Source organism: Pseudoalteromonas sp. M8 (assembly GCF_018141365.1).
GTDB lineage: Bacteria > Pseudomonadota > Gammaproteobacteria > Enterobacterales > Alteromonadaceae > Pseudoalteromonas.
This window is the reverse complement of sequence record NZ_CP047240.1, coordinates 2743924-2758627: the sequence shown is the minus strand read 5'-3', so window position 1 is coordinate 2758627 and position 14704 is coordinate 2743924. Positions and strand designations below refer to the sequence as shown.

Annotated in this window: 15 protein-coding genes; 12 read left to right on the top strand and 3 right to left on the bottom strand. The window is 43.9% G+C overall.

Annotation, left to right across the window (positions count from 1 at the left end):
• The first annotated feature begins 27 nt into the window (after positions 1-27).
• A complete protein-coding gene (locus GSF13_RS17110; RefSeq protein WP_211866472.1) occupies positions 28-1140 on the top strand; it encodes an aminotransferase class I/II-fold pyridoxal phosphate-dependent enzyme in 1113 nt (370 codons plus the stop codon).
• A gap of 73 nt (positions 1141-1213) precedes the next feature.
• Complete coding sequence (locus GSF13_RS17105) at positions 1214-1777, top strand: YSC84-related protein (protein WP_211866470.1); 564 nt, start codon at positions 1214-1216, stop codon at positions 1775-1777.
• A gap of 55 nt (positions 1778-1832) precedes the next feature.
• On the opposite strand, the gene GSF13_RS17100 is transcribed toward GSF13_RS17105, so the two are convergent.
• Entirely contained in the window at positions 1833-3038 is a 1206-nt protein-coding gene (locus GSF13_RS17100; protein ID WP_206470999.1) for a Bcr/CflA family multidrug efflux MFS transporter, read from the bottom strand.
• Between the two features lie 231 nt (positions 3039-3269).
• Between GSF13_RS17100 and GSF13_RS17095 the strand changes: the two genes are divergently transcribed.
• Complete coding sequence (locus GSF13_RS17095; RefSeq protein WP_010377574.1) at positions 3270-4067, top strand: M48 family metallopeptidase; 798 nt, start codon at positions 3270-3272, stop codon at positions 4065-4067.
• A 27-nt stretch (positions 4068-4094) separates the two neighbouring features.
• On the opposite strand, the gene GSF13_RS17090 is transcribed toward GSF13_RS17095, so the two are convergent.
• Both GSF13_RS17090 and GSF13_RS17085 read right to left on the bottom strand, forming a co-directional pair.
• Positions 4095-4601, bottom strand: a complete 507-nt coding sequence (locus tag GSF13_RS17090; RefSeq protein WP_174170096.1) for a YgjP-like metallopeptidase domain-containing protein — start codon at positions 4599-4601, stop codon at positions 4095-4097.
• Complete coding sequence (locus tag GSF13_RS17085; protein WP_045989769.1) at positions 4601-5368, bottom strand: DUF72 domain-containing protein; 768 nt, start codon at positions 5366-5368, stop codon at positions 4601-4603. The genes GSF13_RS17090 and GSF13_RS17085 overlap by 1 nt, the downstream gene beginning before the upstream one ends.
• A gap of 275 nt (positions 5369-5643) precedes the next feature.
• On the opposite strand from GSF13_RS17085, the gene aspS reads away from it, so the two are divergent.
• The 9 genes from aspS to pal all read left to right on the top strand — a co-directional run bounded on the left by aspS (position 5644) and on the right by pal (position 14699).
• The gene (aspS, locus tag GSF13_RS17080; RefSeq protein ID WP_174170097.1) at positions 5644-7428 is read left to right on the top strand and encodes an aspartate--tRNA ligase; all 1785 of its coding nucleotides are present in this window, start codon (positions 5644-5646) and stop codon (positions 7426-7428) included.
• A 123-nt stretch (positions 7429-7551) separates the two neighbouring features.
• Positions 7552-8073, top strand: a complete 522-nt coding sequence (gene ruvC / locus GSF13_RS17075) for a crossover junction endodeoxyribonuclease RuvC (protein WP_010605128.1) — start codon at positions 7552-7554, stop codon at positions 8071-8073.
• A gap of 2 nt (positions 8074-8075) precedes the next feature.
• Positions 8076-8693: a Holliday junction branch migration protein RuvA gene (gene ruvA / locus GSF13_RS17070; RefSeq protein WP_010605127.1), complete on the top strand. Its 618-nt coding sequence runs from the start codon at positions 8076-8078 to the stop codon at positions 8691-8693.
• Between the two features lie 2 nt (positions 8694-8695).
• Positions 8696-9700: a Holliday junction branch migration DNA helicase RuvB gene (gene ruvB / locus GSF13_RS17065; protein ID WP_010605126.1), complete on the top strand. Its 1005-nt coding sequence runs from the start codon at positions 8696-8698 to the stop codon at positions 9698-9700.
• Positions 9701-10693: 993 nt separating this feature from the next.
• A complete protein-coding gene (gene tolQ, locus GSF13_RS17060) occupies positions 10694-11398 on the top strand; it encodes a protein TolQ (protein ID WP_010605125.1) in 705 nt (234 codons plus the stop codon).
• Positions 11385-11813 carry a protein TolR gene (gene tolR / locus GSF13_RS17055; RefSeq protein WP_010377593.1) on the top strand — a complete coding sequence of 143 codons (429 nt, stop codon included), beginning with the start codon at positions 11385-11387 and terminating at the stop codon, positions 11811-11813. Before tolQ ends, tolR begins: the two co-directional genes overlap by 14 nt.
• Positions 11813-12754 carry a cell envelope integrity protein TolA gene (gene tolA, locus GSF13_RS17050; RefSeq protein ID WP_010605124.1) on the top strand — a complete coding sequence of 314 codons (942 nt, stop codon included), beginning with the start codon at positions 11813-11815 and terminating at the stop codon, positions 12752-12754. Before tolR ends, tolA begins: the two co-directional genes overlap by 1 nt.
• Positions 12755-12763: 9 nt before the next feature.
• On the top strand, positions 12764-14122 hold the full coding sequence (gene tolB, locus GSF13_RS17045; protein WP_010605123.1) for a Tol-Pal system beta propeller repeat protein TolB: 1359 nt from the start codon (positions 12764-12766) through the stop codon (positions 14120-14122).
• 40 nt (positions 14123-14162) lie between these two features.
• The gene (gene pal, locus GSF13_RS17040) at positions 14163-14699 is read left to right on the top strand and encodes a peptidoglycan-associated lipoprotein Pal (RefSeq protein WP_010605122.1); all 537 of its coding nucleotides are present in this window, start codon (positions 14163-14165) and stop codon (positions 14697-14699) included.
• Positions 14700-14704: the final 5 nt, after the last annotated feature.

Below are 14704 nucleotides of genomic sequence, written 5' to 3'. Positions count from 1 at the left end.
TGCTGGCATGACTTTTTAGGTTAGAGAATGGAATTAGTATTACCCGATCACATTAAGTTTAGTCAAAGCTTGGCTACTCCCATCGACATCAACTTGAGTGATTCCTGCGCTCAAGGCGTCACGCTTGGCGAACTTATTGAGCTTGGTGGCGGTAAAATGCCAGACATTGAACTGGGTTACAATCCGATTGCGGGCAGTGAAGGGCTAAAAGCGGCGATTAAAGCTTATCATCTGCCGACGACGGCATGTGTGGATCTTAATCAAATCGTGTCATTTAGCGGTGCTCAAGAAGCTATTTTCACTACGATGGCGCAATTACTAGACCCACAAGATGAGGTGGTGGTCTGCACACCAAGTTACCCATCGCTTGCAACACTTCCCAAACAGTTTGGCGCTATCGTCAACACGGTGGCATTGCGAGAAGAGGACAACTGGCAGGTTGATATAGAAAGACTCAAAAACGCAGTGACGACAAAAACCAAACTCATTATCGTCAATGCTCCTCATAATCCAACGGGCGCAGGCTTGACTGACAATGAAGTTGGACAAATACAACAACTGGCAGAGCAGTGTGGTGCTTACATATTAAGTGATGAAGTATCAGCACAGAGCCATGGCGATGACCGCGCCGCAGGTGGGCGTTTTTCGGCTTATCCGCGGTCGATTACGTTAGGCGTATTATCTAAAAGTATGGGCTTGCCTGGCATCCGAGTAGGGTGGGCAATTTGCGGTTCGAAAGCACTAGCTGATGCGCTGTTGGCCGGTAAAAGCTACTTAAGCATTTGTGGCAGTAAAGTGGATGATTTATTGGCGACGACTGCATTACTGCATAGTGAAACTATCTTAGCGCATAATGCAAAAATCATTGCAAACAACGTCCAATTGATGCGTGAATTTGCCAGTTTATACTCGCAAAAAGTAACTTGGGTTGAGCCGCATGGCGGTGTGTTGTCATTGCTGAAGATTAATTCAGTACGGGATTCTGAAAAGTGGTCACGTCAATTTGCAGAGACCTCGAACACGCTATTGTTACCTGCAAAGTTGTTTCTATTGGAGAGCGAGTGCCACTTCCGTTTAGGAACGGGTAAGCGTAACTTTGCCGCTGGTTTGGCAAGGCTCGAAACACACCTTAGCGACTAGATTAATCCAGCATTCAAACTAAGCGTCTATGATAGGTCGTGTTATTTTAATTAATGCAGGAAAGGAAAAACCTATGGTAAACGTTAAACATATAATGGCTGGCTTTTTGGCCGTCATGCTTAGTGCATGTGCTTCAATGGGGGATGGTGACAAGGTTGAAAAGCAACGTGCCATCCTAGATATGAAAAACGATGTACTTACTCAGCTTTACAGCAAAAAGCCAGATACGCGTTCGCAAATTGCGGCAGCGCCGGGCTATGCTGTTTTTTCTAATGCCAATATTAATCTGCTATTTGTTGCAGCTGGAACAGGTTACGGTGTCGTACACGATAATACGGCAGGAAGTAACACTTATATGAATATGGCTGAAGGTGGTGTAGGCCTTGGTCTCGGTGTAAAAGATTATCGTATTGTGATGGTATTCCATACTCCTGAAGCAATGAATAAGTTTGTGACCTCAGGCTGGACGTTTGGCGGAAATGCAGATGCTGCAGCGAAAGCCGCTAAAAAAGGTGCGTCGGTAGAAGGCGAAGCCTATTATGGTGATGTTACTGTGTACACCTTTACTGAAAGTGGTTTGGCACTGCAAGCAACAGTAAAAGGCACTAAGTTCTGGAAAGATAAAGAGCTAAATTAACCTGATATAATAACGATTTTAGAGAAAAGCCCCGCAAGTCGGGGCTTTTTGTGATTTACTCTTTGATTTCTGTGGCGTTGAGACTTTTCTCAAAACGCCTATTTAACAATTGGCAGACGATAGTCAACACAATGGCAGCGAACATAAAGCTTGAGAACGGCAAAGGTGACTCAGGAACCGCGAGTGCAAGTAAGGGGCCGACCAAAGCGCCGCTACCAAATCGTAGCGTGCCTATCACTGCGGTCGCAGTACCGGTTTGATGCTCAAAGCCCAGTAATATCAGCGCATCAGCGTTGCTGGCAATGATCCCCAAACTCATCATCAAAGGTGCAATGGCAGAAGCTAGCACCCAAACCGAGACTGATTGGCTGCTGAGTATGACCAGTAGTGTCGCGAAGACGATACCAATAGTAAGACCGATATTGAGCATTTTCCTAGAACCAAGCCTTGGCACTAAACGCGTGTTGGCAAAGTTACCGAGCATCAATGCAATCACATTCATGGCGAATAACACTCCAAAAAGCTGCTCCGACACACCATAATATTCAAGATAGATAAACGAAACTGAGGTTAAAAAGCAAAAGAATGCGAATGATGCCAGCATCGAAGAAAGAATATCGTAGCGGGCCTTTTTTTGTGTTAACACAATGCGATAGTTTTTTAAGAAGAACGATAAGCTAAGCGGTACATCGGCTTTGGTTGGGATTGCAATACAGAAAAACTGTAATGCGATGATAACGAGTATTGCATAAACCGCTAAAAACCAAAAAATGGCGTGCCAATCAAAGTACAACAAGATCAACGCACCAAGAGAGGGAGCAATAAGTGGCGCGATCATCATGATCATCGAAACATAAGACATCCCTTTGGCTGTGTGTTCTTTGTAATAATAGCGGATCACGCCTGGTACAACGACAGTCGCTGCGGCACCACAAAATGCTTGAACAACACGTAAGAAGCAAAACATATCGATGTCATTCGTTAGCGCAAGCCCAATTGACGATGCGGTAAAGCCGACCAAGCCCCAAATAGCTAACGTCTGTCTTGAGAATCTATCAGCAAGGGGACCAAACACCATCATGCCGACAGCATAACCTGCTAAATAGCTACTAAGAGAAACCTGTACTTGCTCAAGCGGGCTATTCAAGCTGTCTGCAATCGCAAGCATCGCGGGGAGATACAAGTCGATAGCCAAAGGCGTTATCGCGACAATACTAGCCAGTAATGGCAAGAGTATTGCTGGGAGTGTTGATGACTTCATATGTTGGTATTGTTACCTTGTTAATGTTAAGCAGAATAAATACACCAATCAGAGACGCTTTATATGGAAATGGAACTCGGTGCACTAGAGTGGAGCAACGAAAAGACGGCGTTCTGATCAGCAGAAGTTCATGAAAAATTTTTTATATTGTACTAAGTTAGTCTCGTTAAGTGACGAAATTGCGGTAAACTTAGAGAAACTTAAGTTATAAAATAAGAAAAGGAACAAGTTATGAAAAAACTGGTTCTCGCGATAGCTGTGGCAGCAACGCTTGCTGGCTGCAAAACATCGCCTACCGGACGCACTCAGTTAGCACTCTATTCCGAGCAGCAAATGGACCAAATGGGTGTTGCAAGCTTTGAACAAATGAAGCAAGAGCAAAAAGTTGATACTGATGCTAAAACCAATCGCTACGTTAAGTGTATTGCAAATGCCTTAATAGCACAACTCCCAGCAAACTACGCAAACCAGCAATGGGAAGTTGTGGTATTTGAAGATGACTCTGCTAATGCATTTGCACTACCCGGCGGCAAAATCGGGGTTCATACGGGGATTCTCAAAGTTGCAGAAAACCAAGATCAACTTGCTGCGGTGATGGGCCATGAAGTAGGACATGTTATTGCTGAACACGCTAATGAGCGTGTATCGCAAAACAGTGTGTTACAGTTTGGCCTGCAAGCAGGGGCGGCGGTGCTTGAAATGAATAATATCGAATATCGCAATGCCATTATGCAGGGATTAGGTCTTGGCGCGCAGTATGGTGTCGCGCTGCCATTTAGCCGCTCTCATGAAAGCGAAGCGGACGTTATCGGCCTAGATCTAATGGCCAAGGCAGGCTTTAATCCTGAAGGCTCGGTTGCGCTTTGGCAAAATATGGCGAAAATGAGCGAACAGCGTCCACCAGAATTTATGTCGACGCACCCTGCGCCTGAAAATCGAATTAAGCAATTACAAGCAAACATGACAACTGCCCAAGCAACCGCTAACAAAGCGCGTACGGGTGGTTTTGCACCAAGCTGTAAACGCTAATTTCTCAAAACACCAATTACCCTTAAGTTAAGTGTAATTGGTGTTGCCTTCTGTTTCACACATCAGCATAAATAGCCGTAACTCTAGCTCAAGTTGATGATAGTGGGGTTCCATATGCTGACAAAGCTTGTAAAACGCCTTGTTATGGTCTTTCTCTTTAAAGTGCGCTAGCTCGTGTACAACCAATGCTCGTAGCACTGCCTCGGGTGCGTGTTTTAACTGTGCTGCAATGTGTATTTGGTGCGACGTTTTTTGTTTTTGCCCGTGTCGTGTGGTTTTGAACGTATGGGTTCCTAACGCATTCAATACCATATTGTTGCGCTTTTCAAACTTGGCCTGCGATACCCGTGGGGTATTTTTTAAGTACTGCTGTCTTAATCCTTCCACATATTCGTAAAGTAGCTTATCGCTTTTGATTTGATGCGGTTCAGGATAGCGGCTTTTGAAAAAAGCACTGAGTCGTTTGCTCTCTATTAATTGAGTGACTTGAGTCTGGATTTGCTCTGAGTAGTTTAAAAAATAGGGATGGGACATTAAAACAGCGCCTCTTGCTTTGCTTCTTTTTCAGCGGGGAATGGATTGCTTACTTGATGATGTATCTCTAAATCTGCAATAAATTGTCTCGCTAAAAATGGCGCATCAAAATTGTCTGCGGTATGGAAAAACACATAAGGTGATTTACCTTCGCTGAGCCATTGATTGAGTTTAGTTAACCAAGGCTGATAAAAGTCTCTATTAGACTCAAGCTGAGAGCAACCAACAAATCGCAGAATAGGGCTGTCTCCAGTGGCAATTGCATGCACAGGTAATCGCGGCTTCTTTTGCTGTGCATCTACTATCGCAGGAGTACTGGCAGGCTCGCTGAAGAGTGCGCGAGTATCCATCACGATGCGGTTGTAGTTATTTTCGATTAAATATTGGTTGTATCTGCGCTCAGCATCGCCTTTGCGGTAAAAGTCCCAATGCCGTACTTCAACACCAACAGTTAGCGCTTTGGGCAACCAAGATAAAAATTGTCGCATTTTATTTATATGTTCAGGCGCAAACTGCGCAGGTAATTGCAGCATTAACACGCCTAATTTAGGAAACAGCGGCGCCATGTTTTTACACCAAGCCAATAATTCATCTTGGCAGTGGCTAAGTGCCATTTCATGACTAAAACGCTTAGGAATTTTAAACGTAAAGCGAAAGTCATCGGGCACTTGTTCTAGCCATTTTAATACGGTCTGCGGATTTGGATCGGCATAAAAAGTCGTATTGCCTTCAACGCTATTAAAAATTTGGCCATACTCTTTGAGCATATTTGTGGCACTACAATGGCTGGAAAATACTCGACCTTTCCAGTGTGCGCTACTCCATTGTGGGCAACCCAGATACAACATAGTGATCAAAACAACGATTAAATGTGTGAATAGTGTATCAGATCCTTAGATTGAGGATGACAATGCAGCGTATTTTTATATAATTGGCGGTTATTGAAAATGAGTCTTAGCGACTGGCTTACCAATACTGTGAATTCATATTGTGTGGTGAGAAGTGATTAGTCGTAAGAGCAAACTGGACTGACAGGAATTTTATGCGCTCTATATACTGCGGAAAACTAAATAAGAGCCATGTAGATCAGGAAGTTGAACTATGTGGTTGGATCAATAAACGTCGTGACCTTGGCGGCCTAATCTTTGTCGATTTAAGAGATAGAGAAGGGCTTGTGCAAGTGGTATTCGATCCTGAAGTGGAAGGCTTAATGGATAAAGCGAATACGTTGCGCCAAGAGTTCTGTGTTCAGATCAAAGGTGTTGTCCGTGCGCGTCCTGAAAGCCAAGTAAACAAAGACATGGCAACCGGTGAAGTTGAGATCTTAGGCACTGGCTTAACCATTATCAACCGTTCAGAACCATTACCGCTTGACTTCAATCAGCAAAACTCTGAAGAGCGTCGTCTTAAGTACCGTTATTTAGACCTACGTCGTCTAGAAATGAGCGATCGCATTAAAATGCGTGCTAAAGCGAGTAGCTTCGTGCGTCGTTTCTTGGATGAAAATGCATTCTTAGACATTGAAACGCCAGTACTAACGAAAGCGACACCTGAAGGTGCACGCGACTATCTAGTACCAAGTCGTGTCCACAAAGGCAGTTTCTATGCGCTACCGCAGTCGCCGCAGCTATTTAAGCAGCTACTAATGATGTCTGGTTTTGACCGCTACTATCAAATCGTAAAGTGTTTCCGTGATGAAGACTTACGTGCCGATCGCCAGCCAGAGTTCACTCAGATCGATATCGAAACGTCATTTATGAGCTCAGACCAAGTTCGTGGCGTGACAGAAAAAATGATCCGTGAAATGTGGCAGTCTTTCCTAGACGTTGATTTGGGTGAGTTCCCTGTGATGCCATACAGCGAAGCGATGAGCAAATATGGTTCGGATAAACCAGACCTACGTAACCCGCTTGAGCTTATCGACGTTGCAGACATCGTAAAAGACGTTGAATTTAAAGTACTAAGTGGCCCAGCGAATGACGAAAAAGGTCGTGTTGCAGTACTATCAGTACCAGGTGGCGCACAACTTTCACGTAAGCAAATCGATGAATATACTAAGTTTGTAGGTATTTACGGTGCGAAAGGCCTTGCTTGGATGAAAGTGAACGACCGTGATGCGGGTAGCGAAGGCGTACAGTCACCAATCGCTAAGTTCTTGAATGAAGAAGTGATCAATGCACTGCTTGAGCGCACAGGCGCAAACACAGGTGACATTATTCTATTCGGCGCAGACAAGCGTAATACTGTAAACGAAGCGATGGGCGCGCTACGTCTGAAGATTGGTCTTGATTTAGAAATCACAGATCTAACTAAGTGGGCACCACTTTGGGTTGTTGACTTCCCGATGTTCGAAGAAGACGACGAAGGTAACCTACACGCGGTACACCACCCGTTTACCGCGCCTAAAGGCGTAAGTGCTGCGGACCTTGAAGCAAATCCAGCAGGTACACTTTCTGATGCATACGATATGGTACTTAACGGCTACGAAGTCGGTGGCGGTTCGGTTCGTATTCACAACAACGAAATGCAACAGGCTGCGTTCAGGATCCTAGGCATTGAAGAGTCTGAGCAGCAAGAGAAGTTTGGTTTCTTACTTGATGCTCTGAAGTATGGCACGCCTCCGCACGCAGGTTTGGCATTCGGTCTTGACCGTTTGGTGATGCTACTGTGTGGCACTGACAACATCCGTGACGTTATTGCGTTCCCGAAAACGACGCAAGCGTCGTGCTTGATGACTGATGCGCCAAGCCCTGCAAACCCAGATGCGCTAAAAGAGCTTGCTATCTCAATAGAAAAGCAGTTAACAGAGCAAGGTGAAGGCGAGTAAGTTCGTCAACCTGATGTAAAAGAGGCGACTTAGGTCGCCTTTTTTGATCAGATGAACTAGCTTATAACTGGTAATCTATACAGTATTTTGGCATTATAACCAAAAAACCAAGAGACGATGCGTTTGGCTGTCATTTTAGGAATTGATCCGGGGTCAAGATTTACAGGCTATGGTGTGATTGCTCACCAAGGTGCAAAGTTCCAATATTTGGGGAGCGGTTGCATTAAAGTTGGTGAACATGACTTTCCCACTCGATTAAAAATGATCTATCAAGGGATCACACAGCTCATAGAGCAGTTTTCGCCGAGCGACTTTGCGATTGAGCAAGTGTTCGTTGCGCATAATCCAAGCTCAGCCTTAAAACTTGGTCAAGCGCGAGGTGCGGCCATTGTTGCAGCGACCATGCAGTCAGTGGTTGTGAGTGAATATTCGGCAAGGCAAGTTAAACAAGCCGTTGCGGGTACCGGTGGTGCAGACAAAGCCCAAGTACAGGAAATGGTAAAGCGCATATTAAAATTGCCAGGCACACCCCAAGCTGATGCAGCAGATGCGTTGGCGGTGGCGATTTGTCACGCGCACTCAAGGCAAAACTTAATAAAAATGGCAGGCGCAGCGCGTAAAACCGTAAGAGGAAGGTTGAGATAACGATGATAGGAAAATTAAGCGGAACACTGTTAGAAAAGCAGCCACCAGAGATATTAATTGATGTTGCAGGTATAGGTTATGAGGTACAAATGCCAATGACCTGTTTTTATGAATTACCGAGCGTGGGCGAGCCGGTTTCCGTATTTACTCACTTTGTGGTGCGTGAAGATGCGCAGTTACTGTTTGGTTTTAATACCAAGATAGCACGTGCATTGTTTCGCACGTTAATTAAAGCAAACGGAGTCGGTCCAAAGCTCGGACTTGCAATTTTGTCGGGCATGTCGGCAGAGCAATTTGTTAGCTGCGTGAATCATGGCGATGCAACGACTTTGGTTAAGATCCCAGGAGTTGGTAAAAAGACCGCTGAGCGCCTAGTGCTTGAAATGAAAGATAAGCTAAAAGACTTTGGCAATGACTTACTCACACCGTTTAGCGATGCCGCTGTACTTGCGCCGCAAGAGCATCCGACGGTAAGTGATACCCCAGCAGATGAAGCGATTGCAGCCTTAATGGCATTAGGGTATAAACAAGTTCAAGCACAAAAAGCGGTAAAAGCCGTAAACAGAGAAGGCATGACGACCGAGAGTATCATTAAAGACGCTCTTAAATCGATGATGTAACTATGATTGAAGCAGATAGATTAATTGAACCTGAGATCCAAGGTAATGAAGATTTAGTAGATAGGGCGATTAGACCTAAATTACTAAATGATTATACCGGTCAGCCGCATGTCAAAAAGCAAATGGAAATTTTTATAGCGGCGGCACGTTCAAGACAGGAAGCCTTAGATCACTTGCTGATATTTGGTCCGCCGGGTTTAGGTAAAACCACGCTTGCGAACATTGTCGCAAACGAGCTTGAGGTTAATATAAAAACCACCTCGGGACCTGTGCTTGAAAAAGCGGGAGACTTGGCCGCATTGCTCACTAACCTTGAAGAAGGGGATGTGTTATTTATTGATGAGATCCATCGTTTAAGTCCTCAGGTGGAAGAAATTCTCTATCCCGCTATGGAAGACTACCAATTGGACATCATGATTGGTGAAGGCCCTGCAGCACGCTCGATTAAACTGGATTTACCGCCTTTTACTTTGGTTGGCGCAACGACACGTGCCGGCTCATTAACCTCACCATTAAGAGATCGTTTTGGTATTGTGCAGCGCTTGGAGTTTTACTCGGTTGCGGATTTGTCTTCGATTGTAACGCGCTCAGCGCATCATTTAAATCTAGAGATCAGCGAGTCGGGTGCAACTGAAGTGGCGCGTCGAGCGCGCGGTACACCACGAATAGCAAATCGTTTACTACGCAGGGTAAGAGACTTTGCTGAAGTGAAGGGCGATGGCTCTATCACTGAAGAGATTGCACACTTGGCGCTGGATATGGTCGATGTTGATAAATGTGGCTTCGATTATATGGATCGCAAATATCTGCTGGCAATCATAGAAAAGTTTACCGGTGGCCCGGTTGGTCTTGATAACCTTGCTGCGGCGATTGGAGAAGAAAAAGAAACCATCGAAGATGTGATAGAACCATTTTTGATCCAACAAGGCTTTATTCAACGCACGCCAAGAGGACGTATTGTCTCTGATAAAGCCTATATGCATTTTGAGCTAAGCAAGCCAGAATAATCCAAGCTGGGTAACAAACACCTTTGTTCTTCATAGCCGAGTATTCACTCGGCTATTTCATTTCTACATTAGAGTTTTGCAAATCACGTTTGCATAAATCCATAATTTTGTATCAGCTCAATTCAAGCAAGATTCATTACCGCTGAAGTAATTTACCTGTGTGTTATACGTTGCTTAAACTATTTGTAGATTGCCTCGTCCTTTAAACCAAGTGCTAAATAAAAACCGCAAAATAATCGAGTGTTAAAGAAAACGAGGAGAGTAATAAGGGGCGTGCACCAAATTTCAGGCAAAAAAAAGCCCGCAAATAATGCGGGCAAAACAACAAGTTGAAGGAAGTAATCCAGGGAACAAGATGAGTTACTTTGGGTTTTATCCACAAAATGCATCATCTAAGCAATACGAAAAATCAGAATCCTATTGCAAGTAACTGTGCTTTGCTGAAACTTCAGCTGCTCGCTCAGTACAGGGTGTATATTAAAGAGGTTTTGGTTTTTCATCAAACTAGAAAAATTCTTTTTTCAGATAAAAAAAACTAATATCAGAATTTTTATTGAGGCTAAAAAGTGAGCTTAAATGTGGCGATGTATTTGTATAAGTTTATGTAAAATATGGGGTTGTATGTTAAATGCGCAAAATGTAAATATTAGATAATCTGTTGTTAATTGGTAAGACCAATCTGTTTTTTGAGGTTTTATTCTCTATTTTTGCATAAAACTCCTATTTTATGCAGTTTTGGGTCATATTTAGAGACTGTGATGGAGATTGCCGAATTTGCTTAAGTTTGGGTAAAGCAAAGGGAGTTACACTGTTTTGCTCTATTTATCGTCAAATACAATGAATTCGCAGTATTGAGATTGTAAGGTATTTGTAGTGTGGTTAAACTAGCTGAACCTTTTGGTAGTAAATCTAGTCTATTTCTAGATATTGCTCAGTAGAGCGCAAGAATATAAATGGCTACCATTGCCGAAACACTTTTGGGAGTATAATAACGTGGAATCGGGACTAAATTTTGTCGATCTAATTTTAAAAGCCAGTTTTTTGGTACAACTTGTAATGTTGACCCTGGTGGGATTGTCTATTGCTTCTTGGGCAATTATTTTTCAACGTAAAACTGTCATTTCTCAAGCCCAAAGCCAATCAAAGAATTTCGAGCAAAAATTTTGGTCCGGTATGGATCTTAGCAAACTCTATAATGAAATAGCTGCAAGGGCTGGTAGTGCAACAGGGTTAGAAGCGTTATTTGTATCCGGCTTTAAAGAATTTGCAAAGCATAAAAAAGGCAATATCCAATCTCCTTCGATTGTTGTTGAAGGTACTCACCGTTCAATGCGTGTCGCGCTTTCTCGTGAAATTGAAAAGTTAGAATCAAGCCTCTCTTTCTTAGCGACAGTTGGCTCTATCAGTCCTTATATCGGTCTATTTGGTACCGTTTGGGGGATCATGAATGCTTTCATCGCGCTTGGCGAAGTGAAACAAGCGACACTGCAAATGGTTGCACCAGGTATTGCTGAGGCGTTGATTGCAACAGCCATGGGTCTGTTTGCGGCAATTCCAGCGGTTATGGCGTATAACCGATTTGCCAAAAATGTAGAAAAGCTAGAAACTCAGTACATTAACTTTATGGAAGAGTTCGCTAACATTCTTTATCGTCAGGCTGCAACACAAGTAGAGGCAAAACAAAATGTATCAGCGTAAGAGACGTCGTCCCGTCGCGGAGATCAACGTCGTTCCTTATATTGATGTTATGTTGGTGCTGTTAATCATTTTTATGGCAACGGCTCCACTTATCCAACACGGCGTAAAAGTAGACTTACCTCAGATGGAAGAGTCTGAATTGGTTGAAACCAAAGACTCGCCACCGATTATTGCCACCATTGATGCTGAAGGTCGCTATTTTGTTACTGTCGGTACCGATCCTGAAGCACCGATGGATGCCGTAGAAGTAGCTGCGGTGATTAAACTAAAGTTAGAACAAAATCCAGATACTCCTGTGATGATCAAAGGTTCAGGCAGAGTGTCATATCAAGAAGTACTCTATTTAATGGACTTCTTGAAAAAAGCGGGTGTTCCTTCTGTTGGCTTAATGACTAAATCATTTGAGGATGAGTAATGAGTTCATTATCTAGCAGCGTAGTTAAGTCAGTATTGCTTCATGGCGCGATTGGCGGTCTGCTATTTGCTACGGCAAATTTTCAAGTTGAAACACCTACTGTGATGGAAGTCACCTTAAATCCACAGCAGAAAGATCAAAAGCCTGAAAGGGCGGTTTCTGCAGTGTCGGTTGATCAGCAAGCGGTTGAGAAAAAGATTGCTGATTTAAAGAAGCGTGAAGAAGAAAAGCAAGCTGCTGAAGATCGCCGTATTCGCGATCTTGAACAGCGAGCACAGCAAGCTAGAAAAGACCGTGAAGCCGAAGCTCGGCGCATAAAAAAGCTGGAGCAAGAGCGTCAAGCTAAGTTGGAAGAGACTCGCCAAGCTGAGGCGCAAGCAAAACGCGCTCGCGAAATTGAGAAAAAGCAACGTGAACAGGCTGATAAAGCGAGAGCTGAAAAAGCCGCTGCGGAAGAAGCTGCTAAAAAGGCTGCTGCCCAACGCCAAGCTGAGGAAGATCGCTTAAGAAAGGCCGAAGAGGCGAGGAAGCGTCGCGAAGCTGAGGAAAAACGAAAAGCGGAAGAAGCGGAGCGTCAACGTCAAAAGGCACTTGAAGAACAAATGCTGCGTGACCAGCTTGCCAAAGAGCAGGCAGCAAGAGCTAAGATCCGTCAACAGCAAGTATTGAGCGAAGTGGATAAGTTTAAAGCGCTTATTATGCAACGCATTCAAGCAAACTTGCTTATTGATGAAACAATGAAAGGTAAACAATGCCGAGTAAACATTCGTCTTGCCTTTAATGGCCTTGTGACGCATGTAGAGTCATTGGGTGGCGATAAGCTTGTATGTGAAGCCGCTATCCGTGCTGTGAAAATGGCAGATACTTTACCTGTTTCTAAAGATAAAGACGTGTTTGAACAGCTTAAGAATATCAATTTAACAATTAAACCAAATTTTTAAAGGACGAACATGCTAAAGAAGTTCACAACCTTATTGCTGGTTTTTACTCTGGGTGTTTCACAGTTTGCGCAAGCCGCACTTGAAATTGTGATAACAGAAGGGGTAGACAGTGCTAGACCCATCGCAATTGTACCATTTAAATATAATGGCACTGGTGAAATGCCGTCGAGTTTAAGTGACGTTATTTCTGCAGACTTGATGCGCAGCGGTAAATTTAAGCCTGTTGCCGAGGCTGACATGCCTCAATTACCAACAACTGACTCGGAAATCGACTACGCTGCATGGGTCGATGCAGGGGTTGAAGCGGTAGTTGTAGGCACCGTGACCCAGCAATCTGCTGGACGTTACTTGGTAAAGTATGAACTGATTGACGTGATCAGAGCACAGCTGACCGGTGGTGAAACTCGCATAATGTCGAATGGTCGCTTAATGCAAAGCGACGATCATGTGCTTGAAGGACGCCAAAGTATTGTTAGCAGTACAGGCTTTAGAAATTACGCGCACCAAATTAGCGACGTAGTATATGAAGCTTTAACAGGTGAGCGAGGCGCATTTAGAACTAAGATTGCCTACATTATCGTGCGTGACGGACAGGATAAGCCATACCAATTAGTTGTTGCCGATTATGATGGTTACAACGAGCAGGTGTTATTGCGCTCAAAAGAGCCGTTAATGTCGCCTGCTTGGTCGCCAGATGCAAACAAACTTGCGTACGTGACTTTTGAAAATCGCCAATCCCAAATTTACATTCAAGATATCTATACAGGAAAGCGTGAACTGATCACTAGCCATCCAGGTATTAATGGTGCGCCACAGTTTTCTCCTGATGGAACTAAATTACTTGCGGTACTCTCTAAGGACTCAGGTGGTGCGACAGAAGTTTATCTAATTGACCTTAAAACTCGTCAAGAAACACGCTTAACTCGACACCGTAGTATAGATACTGAGCCTTCTTGGCACCCAAACGGTCAAGAAATTGTGTATACATCTGAAAGGGGTGGTAATGCTCAGATTTATAAGTTAAATTTAAAAACTGGTAGGTCTAAGCGAGTGACGTTCGACGGCGACATGAACTTAGCAGGTTCGATCACACCAGATGGAAAGCGTCTGATTATGGTTAACCGCACGCTTGGCCGTTACCACATTGCGAAAAAAGAATTAGATTCCGGGCTGTTTCAAGTTCTCACTCGTACGAGATTAGATGAGTCTCCGAGTATTGCACCAAATGGCTCGATGATAATATACAGCACCTTGCACAATAATAAGCAGGTATTGGCATTGGTGTCTATGGATGGTCGTTTTAAGGCAAGGTTACCTGTCTTGGATGGCCAAGTTAAGGCACCAGCCTGGTCGCCGTTTTTACAGTAATTTTGCTGGTTAGATTTATAAAGATATAGGAATATACTCGATGCAACTTAACAAAACTCTAAAAGCCTTAATGGTCGCGTTGCCAGTGATGACACTTGCAGCATGTAGCTCATCTTCAAGTGTTGACGAGGGCGCGGCGAGCGAAAGCAATCAAGCGGCAACCAATCAAGATAATAACACTGTTGACGTAAACACTATTTCTCGTGAGAAATCAGCAGAAGAAAAACTACGAGAGAAATACGAAGCACTACGTCAAGAACAGATCGTATACTTCGATTTCGATAAATCTACTATTCAGAGTAAGTACGCCGAATTACTTCAAGCGCACGCTGATTTCCTAGTGAAAAACCCAAGTGTGAAAGTACTAGTAGAAGGTCACGCAGACGAGCGTGGTACGCCTGAGTACAACATCGCGCTAGGTGAAAGCCGTGGTAAGGCAGTAGCTAAGTACCTTCAAAGCCTTGGTGTTTCTGACAGCCAAATTTCTGTAGTGAGCTACGGTGAAGAGAAACCTTTAGTGAAGTCACGTACAGAAGAAGCATTCGCTAAGAACCGCCGCGCGGTATTGGTGTACTAAGAAAG

What these genes read in the sequence shown, in the direction of transcription:
- GSF13_RS17105 (WP_211866470.1), top strand. Translation starts at nt 1,214, where the DNA reads ATGGTAAACGTTAAACATATAATGGCTGGCTTTTTGGCCGTCATGCTT.
- GSF13_RS17090 (WP_174170096.1), bottom strand. Translation starts at nt 4,601, where the DNA reads ATGTCCCATCCCTATTTTTTAAACTACTCAGAGCAAATCCAGACTCAA.
- tolB (WP_010605123.1), top strand. Translation starts at nt 12,764, where the DNA reads ATGCTAAAGAAGTTCACAACCTTATTGCTGGTTTTTACTCTGGGTGTT.
- GSF13_RS17085 (WP_045989769.1), bottom strand. Translation starts at nt 5,368, where the DNA reads ATGCTCAAAGAGTATGGCCAAATTTTTAATAGCGTTGAAGGCAATACG.
- GSF13_RS17110 (WP_211866472.1), top strand. Translation starts at nt 28, where the DNA reads ATGGAATTAGTATTACCCGATCACATTAAGTTTAGTCAAAGCTTGGCT.
- GSF13_RS17095 (WP_010377574.1), top strand. Translation starts at nt 3,270, where the DNA reads ATGAAAAAACTGGTTCTCGCGATAGCTGTGGCAGCAACGCTTGCTGGC.
- tolA (WP_010605124.1), top strand. Translation starts at nt 11,813, where the DNA reads ATGAGTTCATTATCTAGCAGCGTAGTTAAGTCAGTATTGCTTCATGGC.
- ruvB (WP_010605126.1), top strand. Translation starts at nt 8,696, where the DNA reads ATGATTGAAGCAGATAGATTAATTGAACCTGAGATCCAAGGTAATGAA.
- pal (WP_010605122.1), top strand. Translation starts at nt 14,163, where the DNA reads ATGCAACTTAACAAAACTCTAAAAGCCTTAATGGTCGCGTTGCCAGTG.
- tolR (WP_010377593.1), top strand. Translation starts at nt 11,385, where the DNA reads ATGTATCAGCGTAAGAGACGTCGTCCCGTCGCGGAGATCAACGTCGTT.
- GSF13_RS17100 (WP_206470999.1), bottom strand. Translation starts at nt 3,038, where the DNA reads ATGAAGTCATCAACACTCCCAGCAATACTCTTGCCATTACTGGCTAGT.
- aspS (WP_174170097.1), top strand. Translation starts at nt 5,644, where the DNA reads ATGCGCTCTATATACTGCGGAAAACTAAATAAGAGCCATGTAGATCAG.
- ruvA (WP_010605127.1), top strand. Translation starts at nt 8,076, where the DNA reads ATGATAGGAAAATTAAGCGGAACACTGTTAGAAAAGCAGCCACCAGAG.